General features: G+C 74.5%; 15 protein-coding genes. 9 read left to right on the forward strand and 6 right to left on the reverse strand.

Annotated features, from left to right (window positions below; all coding sequences use genetic code 11):
- Positions 1-10 precede the first annotated feature (10 nt).
- From ACLQ2V_RS03025 to ACLQ2V_RS03050, 6 genes are read left to right on the forward strand one after another with little or no spacing between them, the layout of a single operon-like run.
- The gene (locus tag ACLQ2V_RS03025; protein WP_425716760.1) at positions 11-1,384 is read left to right on the forward strand and encodes a hypothetical protein; all 1,374 of its coding nucleotides are present in this window, start codon (positions 11-13) and stop codon (positions 1,382-1,384) included.
- On the forward strand, positions 1,374-4,253 hold the full coding sequence (locus ACLQ2V_RS03030; RefSeq protein WP_425716761.1) for a sensor histidine kinase: 2,880 nt from the start codon (positions 1,374-1,376) through the stop codon (positions 4,251-4,253). Before ACLQ2V_RS03025 ends, ACLQ2V_RS03030 begins: the two co-directional genes overlap by 11 nt.
- Complete coding sequence (locus ACLQ2V_RS03035) at positions 4,250-4,723, forward strand: roadblock/LC7 domain-containing protein (protein ID WP_425716762.1); 474 nt, start codon at positions 4,250-4,252, stop codon at positions 4,721-4,723. Before ACLQ2V_RS03030 ends, ACLQ2V_RS03035 begins: the two co-directional genes overlap by 4 nt.
- Positions 4,720-5,205 (forward strand): DUF742 domain-containing protein, encoded by a 486-nt coding sequence (locus ACLQ2V_RS03040; RefSeq protein ID WP_425716763.1) that lies wholly within the window; start codon positions 4,720-4,722, stop codon positions 5,203-5,205. The genes ACLQ2V_RS03035 and ACLQ2V_RS03040 overlap by 4 nt, the downstream gene beginning before the upstream one ends.
- Entirely contained in the window at positions 5,183-5,965 is a 783-nt protein-coding gene (locus tag ACLQ2V_RS03045; RefSeq protein ID WP_425716764.1) for an ATP/GTP-binding protein, read from the forward strand. Before ACLQ2V_RS03040 ends, ACLQ2V_RS03045 begins: the two co-directional genes overlap by 23 nt.
- Before the next feature lie 56 nt (positions 5,966-6,021).
- Complete coding sequence (locus ACLQ2V_RS03050; protein WP_425716765.1) at positions 6,022-8,307, forward strand: AAA family ATPase; 2,286 nt, start codon at positions 6,022-6,024, stop codon at positions 8,305-8,307.
- Positions 8,308-8,378: 71 nt separating this feature from the next.
- Here ACLQ2V_RS03050 and ACLQ2V_RS03055 read toward each other — a convergent pair whose 3' ends face one another.
- From ACLQ2V_RS03055 to ACLQ2V_RS03075, 5 genes are all read right to left on the reverse strand, one after another.
- The gene (locus ACLQ2V_RS03055) at positions 8,379-8,888 is read right to left on the reverse strand and encodes a GNAT family N-acetyltransferase (protein ID WP_425716766.1); all 510 of its coding nucleotides are present in this window, start codon (positions 8,886-8,888) and stop codon (positions 8,379-8,381) included.
- Between the two features lie 85 nt (positions 8,889-8,973).
- Positions 8,974-9,576, reverse strand: coding sequence for a DUF3263 domain-containing protein (locus ACLQ2V_RS03060; protein ID WP_425716767.1), 603 nt, complete (start codon positions 9,574-9,576; stop codon positions 8,974-8,976).
- 259 nt (positions 9,577-9,835) lie between these two features.
- Positions 9,836-10,855, reverse strand: a complete 1,020-nt coding sequence (locus ACLQ2V_RS03065) for an ABC transporter permease subunit (RefSeq protein ID WP_425716768.1) — start codon at positions 10,853-10,855, stop codon at positions 9,836-9,838.
- Positions 10,852-11,862, reverse strand: a complete 1,011-nt coding sequence (locus ACLQ2V_RS03070; RefSeq protein WP_425716769.1) for an ATP-binding cassette domain-containing protein — start codon at positions 11,860-11,862, stop codon at positions 10,852-10,854. Before ACLQ2V_RS03070 ends, ACLQ2V_RS03065 begins: the two co-directional genes overlap by 4 nt.
- Positions 11,863-11,984: 122 nt before the next feature.
- A complete protein-coding gene (locus ACLQ2V_RS03075) occupies positions 11,985-12,770 on the reverse strand; it encodes a DeoR/GlpR family DNA-binding transcription regulator (RefSeq protein ID WP_425716998.1) in 786 nt (261 codons plus the stop codon).
- Positions 12,771-12,980: 210 nt separating this feature from the next.
- Here ACLQ2V_RS03075 and ACLQ2V_RS03080 point away from each other — a divergent pair, with 210 nt between their 5' ends.
- From ACLQ2V_RS03080 to nagA, 3 genes are all read left to right on the forward strand, one after another.
- Positions 12,981-13,910: an SIS domain-containing protein gene (locus ACLQ2V_RS03080; RefSeq protein WP_425716770.1), complete on the forward strand. Its 930-nt coding sequence runs from the start codon at positions 12,981-12,983 to the stop codon at positions 13,908-13,910.
- A gap of 71 nt (positions 13,911-13,981) precedes the next feature.
- Positions 13,982-14,854: an ROK family protein gene (locus ACLQ2V_RS03085; RefSeq protein ID WP_425716999.1), complete on the forward strand. Its 873-nt coding sequence runs from the start codon at positions 13,982-13,984 to the stop codon at positions 14,852-14,854.
- Positions 14,854-15,963: an N-acetylglucosamine-6-phosphate deacetylase gene (gene nagA / locus ACLQ2V_RS03090; protein WP_425716771.1), complete on the forward strand. Its 1,110-nt coding sequence runs from the start codon at positions 14,854-14,856 to the stop codon at positions 15,961-15,963. Before ACLQ2V_RS03085 ends, nagA begins: the two co-directional genes overlap by 1 nt.
- A 31-nt stretch (positions 15,964-15,994) precedes the next feature.
- Here nagA and ACLQ2V_RS03095 read toward each other — a convergent pair whose 3' ends face one another.
- A complete protein-coding gene (locus tag ACLQ2V_RS03095; protein ID WP_425716772.1) occupies positions 15,995-17,218 on the reverse strand; it encodes a DUF4032 domain-containing protein in 1,224 nt (407 codons plus the stop codon).
- Positions 17,219-17,286 lie beyond the last annotated feature (68 nt).

Consider the following 17,286-nt stretch of genomic DNA (forward strand, 5'->3'; position numbering starts at 1 on the left):
GGAGACACCCATGACCGTTCCCGCGGAACGGGTCCGTCGACGGCCCGGCCTCACGGGTCGTGTGCTGCCGCTGCTGCTCGTCGTGGCGCTGCTCGCGCCGGTGGCGTTCCTCTTCGCCCAGCAGCGCCGGCTCACCGACGACCACCACGGGCTGGCGGTCCGCGAACGGCTGGGCGTGGAGTACCTTCGCGCCCTCGGCCCGGTCACCCTGGCCCTGGTCGACGCCCAGTCCGCCGCCGTGGCCGGCCGCCCCGGGTCCCCCGACGCCCTGAACCGCGCCGTCGAGGACGCCGCCTCGGTGGACACCCGCCTCGGCGAGCAACTGCGCGCCCACGACCGGTGGACCGGGCTGCGGGCCAAGCTGGAGGCGCTCAACGACCAGAACCTCACCGAGCCGACGGCGGCCTTCGCCGCGTACGGCGAGGTCACCGACCTGCTGCTGGCCCTGCACCGCAAGGTCCGGGAGGGCTCCGGGCTGATCCGGGACCCGCAGGCGGACTCGTTCTACCTCCAGGACGCGATCAGCGAGGAACTGCCCGAGTCGCTGGTGGCGACCGCCCGCCTCGCCGACCTGTCCACCATCGCCGCCCGCAGCTCGGCCGCCGAGCGGATCAACATGATGGCCGACCTGGGTGCCCTCTGGGCGGGCGCCACCATTCCCGCCAACGACCTGATCGTCAACCTGCGCGCGGCCGTGGACAGCACGGAGAGCACCCGACTCGGCGCGAACGTGCTCACCCCGCTGGACACGTACCAGCGCGTCATCGAGCGGCTCGACGTGCTCGGCACCCCGACCGAGGCGTCCGACCTGGGTGAGCAGGATCTGGCGAAACGGAACCTCAACGCGCTCGTCGCGGTCCGGGCCGACGCGCAGACCACCGCCCGGCAGCTCCAGCCGGTCATCCTCGACGAGCTGGACGCGCTGCTGCGCGAACGGATCGACCGGCTCGACCGGCAGCGATGGCTGGCCGTGGCCGCCGTCGGGGCGGCCCTCCTGCTGGCCGTCGTGATCGGGGCGGTGCTGCTCGCCCCGTACCTGCGGACTCGGCGGCAGGCCGGCGCGGGTGCGAACGGCGCGGACGCGGGCGGCATGGGCGCTAACGGCGCGGGTGCGGGCCTGTCGCCGGGCGGTCCCGATCGGGAGCCCGCCGATCCGCGCGGGCTCGCGTCCCTCGGTTCCCTCGGCGGGCCCGCCCCGGCCGAGCCCCGCACGCGGCGACCGGCCGGCCAGCGGCGCGCCACCGTCGACGTCGGCGCGGGCAGCGGTTCCGGCGCCTCCCGCTCCCCGAGCAGCGGCTTCGGCGGCTTCGGGCCCGACGACGGTGGCTCCGGCAGCAGCGGCTCCGGCGCCGACCAACGGCGGGGGCGCTTCGATGCTCGGTAGCCTCCGCATCCGGGGCAAGCTCGCCCTGCTGGTGATGATCCCGCTGCTCAGCATGGTCGGGCTCGCCGTGCCGGCGGTGCTCGACCGGGTCGCCACCGCCCAGCGGGCCGCCGACACCGCCGAGGCCGTCCGGGTCGCCAGCCGGGTCGGCAGCCTGATCCAGGACCTCCAGCAGGAGCGCATGCTCTCGATCGGGCTGCTGCTCGGCCGGGTCGCCCGCACCGAGCTGATCCAGAAGTCCGCCACCGTGGACGACCGCGTCACCGACCTCCGCGTCGAGCTGGGCGACCAGCTTCCCGACCGGGTCGCCACCGCCCTGGACGGCGTACGCCGGCTGGCCGACCTGCGTACCGGCGTGCTGGCCGGCCGCGCCGCCCCGGATCAGGTCATGGCGGCCTTCGCCCCGATCACCACGGCGCTGATCGCGGCGCTGCGGCTGCCCTGGCTGGTCGACACCACCACCACCATCGGCCAGCAGGTGCTGGCCCTGGACGGGCTGCTCCGCGCCGACGAGGCGATCGCCCGCTGCGCCACGTTGATCGTCCTGGTGCGGGAGCGGGGCGACCCGCTCTCCTCCGCCAGCTACATGGCCTGCATAGCCACCCTGCACGCGGAGAACGCCCGGTTCCGTAGCCTGATCAACCCGGAGCAGCTGCGGGTGGTCCAGCTCGACGACGCGGCGGTGGTCGCCCGGACCAACCCCACGTTCCTCGACGCCAGCGCGCGGGACCCCGCCGCCGCCATCGCCGCGGTCCCGCCGGCCGTGCTCTTCCCGTCGGCCCGCTCGATGATCACCCTCGGCCAGTTCGTCGAGAAGAAGATCATCGCCGACGTCATCGCGCAGGTGCGCGCCGAGCAGCGCCGGGCGTTGGTGGCTTCCTGGTTGGTCGGCGCGGCGGCAGCCGCCATCCTGCTGGTCGTGCTGCTGCTCAGCGTCGCGGTGGCCCGTCGGGTGGCGCACCCGCTGACCCGGCTCACCCGCTCCGCCGACCGGGTCGCCCGGGCCGCCGAGGCCGAACTGGTCCGGGTCGCCGACGACGACGAGGGCGGCACCGTCCCACCGATCCGCCTCGACCCCGTCGACGTGCAGGGCCACGACGAGATCGGCGAACTGGCCCGCGCGTTCGAGCGGGTGCAGGCCACCGCCGCCGGGCTGGTGGAACGGCAGATCGCCGCGCAGCGCAACGTGGCCCAGATGTTCGGCCACGTCGGGCGGCGCACGCAGAACCTCGTCGGCCGGCAGATCGCGCTCATCGACCGGCTGGAGCAGCAGGAGACCGACCCGGTACGGCTGGAGCACCTCTACCGCCTCGACCACGTCTCCAGCCGGCTGCGCCGCAACGCCGGCAGCCTGGTGGTGCTCTCCGGCTCGACCGGCGCCGACGGGCACGTCGCCCCGGTGCCGCTGGCCGACGCGGTCCGCCTGGCCCTCGGTGAGATCGAGGACTTCACCCGGGTCGACGTGCAGGTCCCGCCCGGGGTGTCGGCGGCACCGGCCATCGTCGGCGACCTGGTGCTGGCCCTGGCGGAGCTGATGGAGAACGCCACCGTCTTCTCCCCGCCGCACACCCGGGTGACGGTGACCGCCGCGCCGACCGAGGGCGGCATCCGACTGGCGGTCGTGGACCGGGGCATCGGGATGCCGGCGGAGCGGCTGGCCGGGGAGAACGCCCGGCTCACCCGCCGGGAACGGCTCGACCTGGCCCCGAGCGAGGTGCTCGGCCTCTTCGTGGTGGGCCGGTTGGCCCGCCGGCACGGCTGGACGGTGGACCTCGTTGCCACCCCGGGCGGCGGCGGCGTCACCGCCCGCCTGGAGATCCCGTCGGCGCTGCTGATCATGCCGCCGGCCGACCGGGCCGGTGCCACGGTGGCGCGGGCGACCGTGCCGACCCGGGACCGCCGGGCCGTCCTCACCCGCCCCGATCGGGCGCTGACCGCCGGCGCCGCGTCGCCCCACCCGCCGAGCGGCCCCGAACCGCACGACCCGGCGGGGGCCGGGTTCGACCGCGAGGTGCTCACCCGGGCGACCAGGTCGATGGCGGCCGGCGAGTCCTGGAACGCCTTCGGGGCCAGCGCACCCGCCGACGCGGGCCGTCCCCCCGCGACCACCGCCCTACCGGGCACCGTTCCGACCACCGGAACACCGGGTGCCGCGACACCGGGTGCCGCATCGACCGCCGCGTTGCCGGCCGCAGCCGCACCGACCGCTGGCTCGCCGCCGGCCCTGGTCGCCCCGCCGACCGCCGGCGTCGCGCCGGTCGCGCCCGACGCCGCCGCTCCCCCGGCGGACCTCGGCGCGTACCGGCCACCCCGTGACGCCGCGCCGGTCGGCGGGGCCGGCGGGCCGCACCCCCCGTCGTCGCTGCCCACCCGGACCAGGGGGGCCTTCTTCCCCGGCCGCAACGGTGACCGGGCCACCCCGCCGGTCCGGGCGACGCCCTGGGCGGGCATGGCGGGGCCCTCGGCCGACCTTTCGGCACCACCCGCCGGGCCGGGCGGATCGGTGGCCGGGGCGTTGCGAGGGGGATCCGGCATCCGGCAGCGGGTCGCCGGGGCGAGCCTGTCCCGCACCGTGCCGGCCGTCGGGCCGGTGGACGCCTCCACCGCCGACCCGCTCGCCGCCCGCGCGCTGGTCGAGCAGTTCGAAGCCGGGGTACGCCGGGCCGAGCGGCAACCGCCGGAGCAGACCGGGCTCAGCCGACGGGTTCCCGGCGCCAGCCTGACCGTCCCACCGCCCCGGCCCCGGCCACCCGTGCACCCCGGCGATCCGGCCGCGGTGCGGGACCTGCTCAACGAGTTCGAGGCGGGCGTCGCCCGTGCTCTGCGTGAAGTCTGTCCGGACCGCTACGAAGAGGAAACCCCACGGTGACCAGCCCATTCCTGCACGACAACGTCGAGCATCAGAACCACCCCGACAGCGGCGACCTCAGCCCCGAGGCGAGGACCTTCAACTGGTTGCTGGACTCGTTCACCTCCAGCACCGCCGGGGTGATGGAGGCGATCGCGGTCTCCTCCGACGGGCTGCTGATGGCCATGTCGGCGATCAAGGACCGGTCGAACGCCGAACGCCTGGCCGCCGTGGTCTCCGGCATGACGAGCCTCGCCGGAGGCGCGGCGAGCTGGTACGCCCTCGGCGGGCTGAACCGGGTGATCGTCGACATGACCGACGGGTACCTGCTGATCAGTGCGATCAGTGCCGGTTCCGTGCTCGGCGTGGTCGCCGACCGGTCGGCGAACCTCGGCACCGTGGCGTACGAGATGACCCTCTTCGCCGGCCGGGCCGGCGGCGCCCTCACCCCGCGACTGATCGTCGAGCTGAAGAACGCCGTTCAGCAGTGAACCCGGACGTCGCCGGTGCCGGGCCGGAGCCGGATCCCGTGGTCCGGGTCCGGCCCTACCTGCGGGCGTCGGCCGCCCGACGCGACTACGAGGCACCGGGCGACGACCCCGGTCAACCGGGCGGCTCCGAGTCGGCACCCGGGCCGCGCCCGTTCGTGCTGACCGCCGGCCGGGTGGCCGGGGTGGACCCGGCGATCGGGCTGGAGACCCAGGTGACCGCCCGGCCCGAGGCCGAAGGGTGGAACACCGGGGCCGCGTCCCCGCTCACCCCGGAACTTCAAATGATCATCGCGGTCTGCGGTGAGCCGATCTCGGTCGCCGAGATCTCGGCCCGGACCCGGATGCACTTCGGCGTCACCCGGGTCCTGGTCGGCGACCTGCGGGCCGCCGGCCACCTCGACGTGCACGTCGGTACGCCCTCCGACGCCCTCGACCCCCACATCATCCTGCGAGTGATTGATGGACTTCGTGCGATCTCCTGAATGGCCGGCCGCCCCGCTCGACGCGGTCGCCGCCAACAGCGCCGCCACCCGCTACGGCGTCGCGGCGGGCATCCCACCCATGTCCGGGCCCGTCCCCCCGATCCTGCCCGGTCTCGCCGGGCCTGCGGCACCGCAGTCGCCGTACCGCGTGCCGGCCGGGCCGCAGCAGGCCGCGCCGGCCACCGGTGCCGGCCGGGCCGCGCCGCCGATCCCGGTCAAGATCCTCATTGCCGGCGGCTTCGGCGTCGGCAAGACGACCACCGTCGCGGCGATCTCCGAGATCGTCCCCCTCACCACCGAGGCGGAGATGACCAGCGCCGGAATCGGTGTCGACGATCCCGGCGGGCGGTCGGGCAAGACCACCACGACGGTGGCGATGGACTTCGGCTGCGTGACCATCGACCAGAGCCTGAAGCTCTACCTCTTCGGCACCCCCGGGCAGGCCCGCTTCGGCTTCATGTGGGACGACCTGGCCCTGGGCGCGCTCGGCGCACTGGTCGTGGTGGACAGCGACCGGCTCGACGACTGCTACCCGGCGATCGACTTCTTCGAGCAGGCCGGGCTGCCGTTCGTCGTCGGGGTGAACGCCTTCGACGGCCGGCTGGCCCTGGAACTCGCCTCGATCCGGTGGGCCCTGGCCATCGGCGACCAGGTGCCCCTGATCCAGTTCGACGCCCGGGAACGCCTCTCGGTGCGCGACGCCCTGCTGCTCGTCCTGGACCGGGCGCTGGACCGGGCCACCCGTCAGCGGCGGGACTGAACCGCCCCGGCCGCGATCCGGGGCCTTCGACTTCCGGCGGCGGCTACCCTCGGGCGATGGCCGTACCCGACCTGAGTCTCACCGCCCGCCTGAGACCGGCCGCGCTGGACGCCCGGCGCGGCGTCGTCCGGCTGCACCCCGAGGTGATGACCGCCCTGGCGCTGCGGCCCGGCGCCCCGGTCCGGCTCCAGGGCCGGCGGGTGACCGCCGGCATCGTCGCCCCGGCCGGGCCGGGCGCGAGCACCGCCCTGCTCTACGCCGACGACCTGCTGCTGGGCAATCTGGGCATCCGCGACGGCGGGCAGGTCACGGTGAGTCCCGCGCCGGTGGTCGCCGCCCGCCGGGTGACCCTGGCCGGGCCGGTGCAGGTGCTGGCCGCGGTCTCCCCCGAGATGCTCCGGCTCGCCCTGCTCGGCAAGGTGGTCACCGCCGGCGACGACGTCTCGCTGCTGCCCCAGGACGTGCTGCCGGACGCCTCCGTACGCACCCTCGTCGAGGCCGCCCGGCACAGCCTGTCGACCAGCGTCGGGTACGCCTGGACCAGCACCCTGCTCACCGTGACCGCCGCCGAGCCGGGCATCGGGGCGCTGGTCACCATGGACACCGAGGTCGCCTGGGAACACGGCCGGAGCACCCGCACCGGCGTGCCCCGCACCGACGGCGACGTGCGGCACCCCCCGGCCCACCCGACGTACGTGCCGGACGGCGCGGTGGCCGACCCACGGGGCGACGCCGACGCGCCCGACCGGGCCGGCGACAGCCTCGGGGCGCAGGACGCGCCCGAGGTGGACGAGCTGCCCGGCCTGCGGGCCCAGGCCGAGGAGCTGACCGAGTTGCTCGACCTCGGCTTCCACCACCGGGAGGTGCTGGGCCGGCTGGGCACCGCCGTGTCGCTCGGGGTGCTGATCGCCGGGCCTGCCGGGTCGGGCAAGTCCGCGCTGGTCCGGGCGGTCACCGCCCGGGTGGGGGCGACCGTCCGGCCGGTCTGGGCGCCCGAGCTGGCCGCGCTCACCAACGACGCGGCGGCCCGGCGGCTGCGCGCCACCGCCGAAGAGGTACGCGCGAACGCCCCGGCCGTGCTGCTGGTCACCGACGTCGAGGCACTCGCCCCGGCCGAGCACCCCGGACCGCTGGCCACCGTCTTCCGGCAACTGCTCGCCGAGACCCTGCGGGCCGGGGCGGCGGTGGTCTGCACGACCAGCCGCCCCGAGGCGGTCGATCCCGCGCTGCGCGCCCCCGACCTGCTCTCCCTGCGGATCACGGTGCCCCTGCCCGACCAGGTGCTGCGCCGGGAGCAGCTCACCGTGCTGACCCGGCAGGTGCCGCTGGCCGCCGACGTCCGGCTCGACGAGGTCGCCGGGCGTACCCCCGGGTTCGTCGCCGCCGACCTGGCCGCGCTGGTCCGCGAGGCCGGGGTGCGGGCGGCGCTGCGGCAGAAGTCGGCCGAGACGCCGACGGTGGCCATGGCCGACTTCACCGCCGCCCTGGAGGTGGCCCGGCCGACCACGATGGCCGGGTCGACCCTGGAGCTGGCCGACGTGACCCTCGACGACGTCGGGGACATGGTCGAGGTGAAGGAGACGCTGACCGAGTCGGTGCTCTGGCCGCTGACCTACCCCGACACCTTCGCCCGGCTCGGGGTCCAGCCGCCGCGCGGGGTGCTGCTCTACGGGCCGCCCGGCTGCGGCAAGACGTACCTGGTCACCGCGCTGGCCGGTTCGGGGCGGGCGAACGTGCTCTCGGTCAAGGGCGCGGAGCTGCTGTCGAAGTGGGTCGGGGAGAGCGAGCGGGCGGTGCGGGAGCTGTTCCGGCGGGCCCGGGAGGCCGCCCCCACGCTGGTCTTCCTCGACGAGGTGGACGCGCTCGCCCCGACCCGTGGCCAGGCCAGCGACGGCGGCACCACCGACCGGGTGGTCGCCGCGCTGCTCACCGAGCTGGACGGGGTGGAGTCGCTGCGCAACGTCGTGGTGGTCGGCGCGACCAACCGCCCCGACCTGGTCGACCCGGCCCTGCTGCGGCCGGGCCGGCTGGAACGGCTGGTGTACGTGCCCCCGCCCGACGGCGCGGCCCGCGCGGAGATCCTGCGGGCCGCCGCCCGGAACGTCCCGCTGGCCGAGGACGTCGACCTGGGCGACCTCGCCGACGGGCTCGACGGCTTCTCGGCGGCGGACTGCGCGGCGCTGGTGCGGGAGTCGGCGCTCGCCGCGATGCGGGAGTCGCTGAGCGCGGCGACGGTCACCGCCGGCCACGTCGAGGCCGCCCGCCGACGCGTCCGCCCGTCGCTTGACCCCGACCAGGTCGCCTGGCTGGCCGCGTACGCCCACTCCCGCGCCACCCGCTAGCGGCGCTTCGGTAGATCTTGGCGGATTCCGGCCCCCGGAGGGGCCGTCCGCTTCGAAGATCCAAGATCCGGTCAGTGGGGCGGTGGGGTGGCGTCGAGGGAGATCTCCGCGTGCACCGCGTCGTCCTTTTCGGTCAGGACCGCGCCGCACCTGCGCAGCACCGAGACCGCGCCCGCATTGTCCCGGCTGGTCTGCGCCACCACCGTACGCATCCCGGCCGCAGCCGCGAGGTTGAGCAGTTCCCGCAGGGCGGCTACGCCCACGCCCTGCCCCCGGGCGGAGCGGCCGAGCCAGAAGCCGGTCTCGACGGTGCCGGGTGGCGGGCAGCGGGTCATCCGGATCATGCCCAGCACCTCGCCGCCCACCAGGACGGCGTACATCCTGGTGCGGGCGGGACCGTCCAGGCCGGCGAAGCCCGTCCGGTAGTAGTCGCGGAACGCCTCCCGGCGGGCGTGCGACCAGCCGGCGGGCGCGTCGACCGGGGGCATCACGTCGTCCGGCTCGGCCTCCGCGACCGCCACCGAGAGCAGCGACTCCAGGTTCTCCTCGTCCACCGGCTCCAACCGGACCGCACCTGCCACGTGCCGCAGTCTGCCGGGCCGGGCCCGCCCGAGTCCACCCTTCCGCCCGGTCGGGTCACCGTCGTCGACTTCCGCCCCGGCCGGGTCACCGGCGTCGGTTGCGGGTCCGCGAGGAACGTAGCCGGCGGAGGCGGCCCACCAGCAGCGGCTCGGCGGCCAGCGCGGCCGGATTGTCCAACAAGCCGTTGAGGAGTTGGTAGTAGCGGGTCGCGGAGAGGCCGAAGGCGTCCCGGATCGCCTGTTCCTTCGCGCCGGCGTGTCGCCACCACTGCTGCTCGAACGCGAGGATGCGCAGCTCCCGCTCGGTCAGGCCGGCCGGGGCGGCGCCGACCACCGGTGCCGCCGCTGGTTCGCCCGCCGAGTCCTGGGAGTCCTCGGAGTCCTGCCCGGCGGGGGCTGCGGGCTCCTGCCCGGCGGGGGCGGCGGGAGCCCGGGCTCCGGTGCCCACCGGACCAGCCTGGGCCGGAATGTCCCGGGCCGGGATGCCCGTGGCCGACGACTCCGGCGCGACGCGGGGCGGGGGGACGGTGACGCCGTCGCCCTCCCTGCCGGCCTCGCTCCGCCGGGCGGCGGGACGCGACGGCTCGGCCCGATCAGCGGTGGCCGGGGAGGCGGTGGCCGGGGAGGCGGTGGCCGGGGAGGCGGTGGCCGGGGAGGCGGTGGCCGGGGAGGCGTCGGCAGGCGGCATGGCGCTCCTCAGGCGGCGGGCGACGGGCCGGGCAGCGGCGTGCCGGCCGGGATCCCCCAGCCTAACCAGGGCAGACGCGGGTCGCATCGGACGTGCGGGCTGATCGACTCCCGACGCGAGGAAGCACGACAGATCGACTCCGTGTGCGGTATGTCGCGGCCTGACAAGGACCGTAGGCCGCGACATACCGCACAAGAAGTCGATCACGCCCAGCCTCGCGGGACCAGGCCAGCCTCGTGGGACCAGGCCAGCCTCACGGTCAGGCGATGTCGCGGCGACGCATGTTGATCAGTGCCGCGCCGAGGATGACCACCAGGCCGACGCCGAGCAGGATCGACGAGTGCTGCCAGGTCAGTTCGAGGGTGTCCGGCTTGCACTCGCCGTAGTAGTTGGCGTTGCAGGAATCGTAGTTCTCCAGGATCACCTTCTTCTGCAGCCAGGCCATCGCGTACGTCGGCAGCAGCCATGCCTCGATGAACTTGGCCCCGGCCATCCCCATCAGGACGCCGACGCCGAACTGACCGACCGCGACGACCCCGATCGCCCCGCCGAGGGCCATCGCGGTGTGCCGGCCGAGCGAGGCGATCGCGAAGCCGAGGGTGGCGGCGACCACGATCAGCAGCAGCCCACGCAGCCCGGTCAGCCCGAACGACTGCCACACGCCGGCGGTCATCTTCGCGGTGCTGCCGCGCATCGTGCCGACGATCCAGAACCCGACGGTCCAGAGCGCGGCGGTGACCACGGTCAGCCCGACCGCCCCGGTCAGCAGCGCCGCCAGCTTGGTCAGCAGCACGGTGAGCCGCTTGGGGCGCCAGAGCAGCAGGTTCATCATCCCGCCGGTGCTCCACTCGGCCCCGACGAAGGAGGCGCCGACCACGAACCCGATCATCGCGAGGATCCCGGTGAAGGGGATGATGGTCTCCTCGAAGCGGTCGCGGAAGTCGAACGTCGACGGCAGGTACCACTTCGCCTCGATGCTCTCCCGATCCGGCGGCTGGATCATCGCGCAGTCCTCGGGGTACCGGCCCTGCGGCGCGTTCTGGCCGGAGGTCTTGGCCTGCGTGCAGGCCGCCCGCTCCTCCTCGGCCCAGCGCGCCTGCTCCTGGTACTGCTGCTCGGCCTTGCGCTCGGCTCTGGCCCGCTGCTCGGGGCCGATCTTTTCGTTGGTGACGAAGATCCCAGCGAGGACCGCGGCGAGCACCAGCAGCCCGAGCAGCGTCGCCCAGCGGGTGAAGCGCCGCTTGCCCAGCCGGCGTAGTTCAGTGCGATAGAGGCTCATGCGCCCCAACCTCCTCCGGCGACGCCGGGCTGGCTCGCGCCGCCGACCTTCGTGGACTGGTCGACCTGGCGGTTCTGCCCGGGCACGGGCGCGGTGGCGGTCAGTTCCAGGAAGACGCTCTCCAGGTCGACCGTGACCGGGGCCAGCTCGCTGACGTACAGGCCGTGTTCGGCGAGCAGTCGACTCACCGTGGCCGGCTTCTCGACCCCGGTGAGCATCAGGTGGTCTGGCTGGGCGGTCACCGCCACGCCCGCCCGGGTCAGCGTCTCGGCCGCGCGGGGCAGGTCGGTGACCGCCTCCAGGCGGACCCGCATCCCGCCGCCGGAGTGCTGGGCGAGCACCTCGTCGACCGGGCCGAAGGCGACCCGGCGGCCGAGCGAGATGATGGTGACCGAGTCGCAGATGAGCTGGATCTCGCCGAGGATGTGGCTGGAGAGCAGCACGGTCATCCCGGAGGCGGCCAGGTCGCGGGTCAGGGTGCGCATCTCCCGGATGCCGCCGGGGTCGAGGCCGTTGGCCGGCTCGTCCAGGATCAGCAGCTTCGGCTCCTTCAGCAGGGCCGAGGCGACCGCGAGCCGCTGCTTCATGCCGAGCGAGTACGTCTTGACCCGCTCGCCGGCGCGGTCGCGCAGGCCGACCAGCTCCAGCACCTCGTCGACGCGGGTCTGGGGCACGTCGCCGGCCCCGGCCAGCAGCGACAGGGTGTCGCGGGCGGTGAAGTTCGGGAAGAACTGCGGGCTCTCCACGATCGCGCCGACCTGGGCGGCCACGACGGGCAGCGCCTCGGGCACCTCCTGGCCGAGAATCGCCATCCGGCCGCCGTTGGGCCGGATGAGGCCGAGCAGGGTACGCAGGGTGGTGGTCTTGCCCGACCCGTTGGGGCCGAGGAAGCCGTGCACCTGACCCTGCTCGACGCTCATGTCGAAGCCGTCCAGGGCGTGCCGCTCGCCCCGACGTCGACTCTTGTACGTCTTACGTAGACCTTCTATTTCCAGGACAGCCGACAAGCTGCGCCTCCCCCGATGAAGTAGGTGACGACGCACACCATACCGGGTATACACAGGAGAACAATACTCGGTATGCACCTCGGCGTGTCACGCAGAGTGAGGGCCCCGCGAGGCGGGAGCCGTCAGGCGCAGATGACGTGCACTCCGGCGGCGCGGAACGCCTCGACCACCTCGGGGGCCGCCCCGGAGTCGGTCACCAGGGTCTCCACCCGCTCCACGGGGCAGATCCGGGCGAACGCGTGACCGCCCAGCTTGGACGAGTCGGCGATGATCACCACCCGCTTCGCCCGAGCCACCATCAGGTTGTTCATCGCCGCCTCGCCCTCGTGGTGGGCGGCGGCACCGAGCTGCGGGTCGATCGCGTCCACCCCGAGCAGGGCCACGTCCAGGGTGACCTCGCGCAGCAGCGCCCCGCCCAGCGGACCGACCAGCTCGAACGACTTCGGTCGCACCACCCCGCCGGCCACCACCACCTTCATCCGGGAGCGCACCAGCAGCTCGTTGGCGATGTTCAGGGCGTTGGTGACCACGGTGAGCTGAGCGCCCTCGGCGTTGGTGTTCAGGTCCGGCCGGACGGCCAGCGCACGGGCCACCTCCGTGCTCGTGGTGCCGCCGTTGAGGCCGACCACGGTGCCCGGGGCGACCAGCGCGGCGGCGGCCGCCCCGATCCGCTGCTTCTCGGCCGAGTGCTTGGCGGTCTTGTAGCGCAGCGGCAGGTCGTACGAGACGCCGTTGGCCACCGCCCCGCCCCGGGTCCTGGTGATCATCTGCTGCTGGGCGAGCTGGTCGAAGTCGCGCCGGATGGTGGCCTGGGAGACGTCGAGCCGCCCGGCCGCCTCCTCGACGCTGACCCGGCCGTTGTCAGTGAGCATCTCCAGCAGCGCGTTCCATCGGGCGTACCGGTCCACTGCGGGGTCCTCCACTGACTTGTGCACGTTCGGTGATTGATTGCGTGCACAGTAGTGCGCGAAACTGGGCGGGCGCAAAGCTTCGTCCTGCGCGCCCGCTGCGCAACCCGAAGAGGCGGTTGCCAGAACCGAGGCCTTTCGCACAGAATGACGCGCGAAAGACGGCCGAATCGCGCCGTATTGCGCACGTTCTCCCGGTGAGGAGTTCCGATGGCGTTCGTCCACGACGAGATCGCGAGTCAGCCCGACTGCTGGCGGCAGGCGGCGCTGCTGGCCCCCACGGTCGCCGAGCACCTGCCGCGCCCCGGCCAGCGGGTCGCCGTCGTCGGCTGCGGCACGTCGTGGTTCATGGCGATGGCGTACGCCGGGCTGCGCGAGGCCGCCGGCCACGGCGAGACCGATGCCTTCCAGGCGTCCGAGTTCCCGGTCGGCCGCCGCTACGACCGGCTGGTCGCCATCACCCGCTCCGGCACCACCACCGAGGTGCTGGACCTGCTGGCCGCGCTGCGCGGGCAGGTCCCCACCACGGTCGTCGTCGGCGACCCGGCCTCCCCCGCCGTCGCACTCGCCTCCGCCGCCGTGACCATGCCCTTCGCCGACGAACGCTCCGTGGTGCAGACCCGGTTCGCCACCACCGCGTTGGCCCTGCTCCGCGCCCACCTCGGCGACAACCTCGGCGAGCTCGCCGCCGACGCCGAGGTGGCCGCCCGGGCCCCGCTGCCGATCGACCCGGCGGGAATCGAACAGGTCACCTTCCTCGGCCGGGGCTGGACCGTCGGGCTGGCCCAGGAGGCCGCCCTGAAGTGCCGCGAGGCCGCCGGCTTCTGGGCGGAGGCGTACCCGGCCATGGACTACCGCCACGGCCCGATCGCCATTGCCGCCCCCCGCCGGCTGGTCTGGGCGTTCGGCGAGATCCCCGAGGGGCTGGCCGAGGCCGTCGCCGCCACCGGGGCGCGGCTGGTGCACAGCCGCACCCACGGCTGCCACACCGTGCTCACGAGCTGGGCCGCCGGGCGTACCCCGGTCGATCCGATGGCCGACCTGATCCTCGCCCAACGCTTCGCCGTGGACCTGGCCACCAGCCGCGGCCTCGACCCGGACGCGCCCCGGCACCTCAGCCGCTCCGTGGTGCTCGCGTGAGCCCAGCGCCCCGAGGTGCCCGGACGGGCCCGGCCGACGTCGTCGTCGCGCTGGACGTCGGCGGCACCGGGATGAAGTGCGCCCTGGTCCGCCCGGACGGCAGCGTGGTGCACGCCGAGCGGCACCGCACCGACGCGGGCCGTGGCCCGGACGCGGTGGTCGGGACCGTCCTGGACGTCGCCGAGGGGCTGGCCGCGAAGGCCCGCGCCGACGGCCTCGCCCCGGTGGCCGTCGGCATCGCCGTGCCCGGCGTCGTCGACTCCGCCGCCGGGGTGGCGCTCTGGTCGGCCAACGTCGGCTTCCGGGACGTACCGCTGCGGGACCTGGCGGTGGCGCGGCTCGGGCTGCCCACGGCGCTCGGCCACGACGTGCGCGCCGGCGGCCTGGCCGAGGCCCGGCTCGGCGCGGGCCGGGGCACCGCGCACGTGCTCTTCGTCGCCATCGGCACCGGCATCGCCGCCGCGCACATGGTCGACGGGTCGGCCACCGCCGGCGCGCACGGCGCCGCCGGGGAGATCGGCCACATCCTGGTACGCCCCGGCGGCCCGCGCTGCGGCTGCGGACGCCCCGGCTGCCTGGAGGCGGTGGCCTCGGCCTCGGCGATCGCCCGCCGGTACGCGGAGCTGACCGGCACCCCCGCCAGCGCCGCGCAGGTGGTCGAGCGGGCGGTCGCCGGCGAGCCGGAGGCCGCCCAGGTCTGGCGGGAGGCCGTCGAGGCGTTGGCCGACGGGCTGGCCACCGGCCAGGCGCTCTTCGACGTGCAGACGATCGTCGTCGGCGGCGGCCTGGCCCAGGCCGGCGCGCACCTGCTGGACCCGCTGCGCGCGGCGCTGCACGAGCGGATGACCTTCCACCGGGAGCCGCGGGTCGTCGCGGCGGCCCTCGGCGACGAGGCCGGCTGCCTCGGCGCCGCCCTGCTCGCCCTCGACAATCTGGAGAAATGATGGCTCTTCGGGTAAACGGCAAGGTGGTGACCCCCACCGGCGTGGTCCGGCAGGGCTGCGTGGAGATCGACGACGACCGGATCACCGCCGTCGCCGAGTACCCGACGGCGCGCGACGGCCACTGGATCGTGCCGGGCTTCGTGGACATGCACACCCACGGTGGGGGCGGGCACACCTTCACCACCGGCGACGTCGACTCCGCCCGCGCGGCGGCGGCGTTCCACCTGGGGCACGGCAGTACCACGCTGCTGGCCAGCCTGGTCAGCTCGCCCTTCGAGCTGATGCGCGACGCCACCGCCGCGTTCCGGCCACTGGTCGAGGAAGGCGTGCTGGCGGGCGTCCACTTCGAGGGGCCGTACCTCTCCTCGGCCCGCTGCGGCGCGCAGAACCCCGAGTTCCTCCGCGACCCCTCCACCGACGAGCTGGCCGCGCTCATCGAGCTGGGCGGGGGCGTGGTGCGGATGGTCACCCTGGCCCCGGAGCGCGACGGCGCGCTGGAGGCGATCAAGCTGCTCACCGCCCACCGGGTCGTCGCCGCGATCGGGCACACCGACGCGACGTACGACCAGACCCGCGCCGCGGTGGCGGCCGGCGCGAGCGTCGGCACCCACCTGTTCAACGGGATGCGCCCGGTGCACCACCGCGAGCCGGGCCCGGTCGTCGCGCTGCTGGCCGCCCCGAACGTGGTCTGCGAACTGGTCGCCGACGGGGTACACCTGCACGACGGGATGCTCACCTTCGCCACCTCGACCGCCGGGCCCGAACGCACCGCCCTGATCACCGATGCGATGGCCGCCGCCGGCATGCCCGACGGCGGGTACGAGTTGGGCGGCCAGGCCGTCACCGTCGCCGCCGGGGTGGCCCGGCTGGCCGCAGGCGGCGCGATCGCCGGCAGCACCCTCACCATGGACGTCGCCCTGCGCAACGCCGTGCACGCCGGCATCCCGATGACCGACGCCTGCCGGATGGTGGCCACCACGCCGGCCCGCGCCATCGGCCTCGGCGACCGGGTCGGCGCGCTCCAGGTGGGGCTCCGCGCCGACCTGGTCGTCCTCGACGACGACCTGAACCTGGTCCGGGTGATGCGCGGCGGCTCCTGGGTGGAGTGACCCGCCTCGGTCGGCGCCCGACCGGGGGGCGTCAGCCGAGGTCGTCGACCTCGACGCCGAGCACGGCCTGTTCGTCCGGGCGGTGCACCAGCACGTCGGCGAGGAACGACTGCACCGCCGGGCCCATGCCGACGTCCCGGCGGGCCCGCTCGGAGAGCAGCCACTTGTGCTCGATGATCTGCGTGAAGAGTTCCTGCGGCTCCAGTTTGCGACGCAGGTGCGCCGGCACCGCCCGGACCACCGGCTCGAAGACCTCGGTCAGCCAGCGGTGGGCGGCCTGCTGCTCGTCGGTCAGGTCGCTCTCCGCCCGGTACGCGTCCAGGTCGTTGAGGAGCTTCCGGGCCTGGTTCTCCTCGGCGTCGAGGCCGGTCAGCCGGATCAGCCGGCGGTGGTGGTGGCCGGCGTCGACCACCTTCGGCCGGACCAGGTACCGCCCGTCGTCGATCGTGGACATGGCCACCTCGGCCACGTCGAAGCCCAACTCGTTGAGGCGGCGGATGCGGCCCTCGACGTCGTGGCGGGCCTCCCGCTCGACCTGCTGCTCGTAGGTGATCTCGTGCCAGAGCCGTTCGTAGCGCTGGACGACCTCCTCGCACACCACCTCGGGGTCGATCGAGTCGTGCAGCAGTCCGGCGGCCTGGAGGTCGAGCGCCTCGCCGAAGATGTTGACCCGGGCGATCTCCAGGTCCTCGCCGCGCTGGCCATTGGAGAGCGAGTTGTGCAGCGCCCCGGTCTCCGCGTCCACCAGGTAGGCGGCGAACGCCCCGGCGTCCCGGCGGAACAGGGTGTTCGACAGCGAGCAGTCGCCCCAGAAGAAGCCGGTCAGGTGCATCCGGACGATCAGGGCGGCCAGCGCGTCGAGCAGCCGGCCCATCGTCTCCGGGCGCAGGGTGCGGGAGAAGAGCGCCCGGTACGGCAGGGAGAACTGCAGGTGCCGGGTGATCAGCACCGACTCCAGCGGCTCCCCGTCGCCGCTCTGCCGGTCGGCGACGATGGCCACCGCCTCCACCGAGGGGAAGTCGATCCGCTCCAGCGCCCGGAGCAGGTCGTACTCCCGCTCGGCGATCCGCTCGCGGGTCTCCTTGAAGGCATAGACGTGCCCGCCGAGCCGGACGAACCGGACGATGTGCCGGGAGATGCCCTGCGGCAGCGCCACCAGGTGTTCGGCAGGCCACTGCTCCAGCGGGGTCGACCATGGAAGGTCGAGCAGCGCCGGGTCCACGAGGGCAGAGGTGATCCGCACGCCGACCAGCATGACGGCTCACCCGGCCGAAAGCTTCCCTTCGTGGTTCGCCCCACAACCCGAACTTTGCCCGCCCGGTA

Origin of the sequence: Micromonospora sp. DT233, from assembly GCF_049841815.1 — a bacterium.
Lineage (GTDB): Bacteria > Actinomycetota > Actinomycetes > Mycobacteriales > Micromonosporaceae > Micromonospora.

Coding starts and splice junctions, on each gene's coding strand:
- ACLQ2V_RS03050 (WP_425716765.1), top strand. CDS start 6,022: ATGGCCGTACCCGACCTGAGTCTCACCGCCCGCCTGAGACCGGCCGCG.
- ACLQ2V_RS03080 (WP_425716770.1), top strand. CDS start 12,981: ATGGCGTTCGTCCACGACGAGATCGCGAGTCAGCCCGACTGCTGGCGG.
- ACLQ2V_RS03085 (WP_425716999.1), top strand. CDS start 13,982: ATGAAGTGCGCCCTGGTCCGCCCGGACGGCAGCGTGGTGCACGCCGAG.
- ACLQ2V_RS03095 (WP_425716772.1), bottom strand. CDS start 17,218: ATGCTGGTCGGCGTGCGGATCACCTCTGCCCTCGTGGACCCGGCGCTG.
- ACLQ2V_RS03025 (WP_425716760.1), top strand. CDS start 11: ATGACCGTTCCCGCGGAACGGGTCCGTCGACGGCCCGGCCTCACGGGT.
- ACLQ2V_RS03060 (WP_425716767.1), bottom strand. CDS start 9,576: ATGCCGCCTGCCGACGCCTCCCCGGCCACCGCCTCCCCGGCCACCGCC.
- nagA (WP_425716771.1), top strand. CDS start 14,854: ATGGCTCTTCGGGTAAACGGCAAGGTGGTGACCCCCACCGGCGTGGTC.
- ACLQ2V_RS03045 (WP_425716764.1), top strand. CDS start 5,183: ATGGACTTCGTGCGATCTCCTGAATGGCCGGCCGCCCCGCTCGACGCG.
- ACLQ2V_RS03065 (WP_425716768.1), bottom strand. CDS start 10,855: ATGAGCCTCTATCGCACTGAACTACGCCGGCTGGGCAAGCGGCGCTTC.
- ACLQ2V_RS03030 (WP_425716761.1), top strand. CDS start 1,374: ATGCTCGGTAGCCTCCGCATCCGGGGCAAGCTCGCCCTGCTGGTGATG.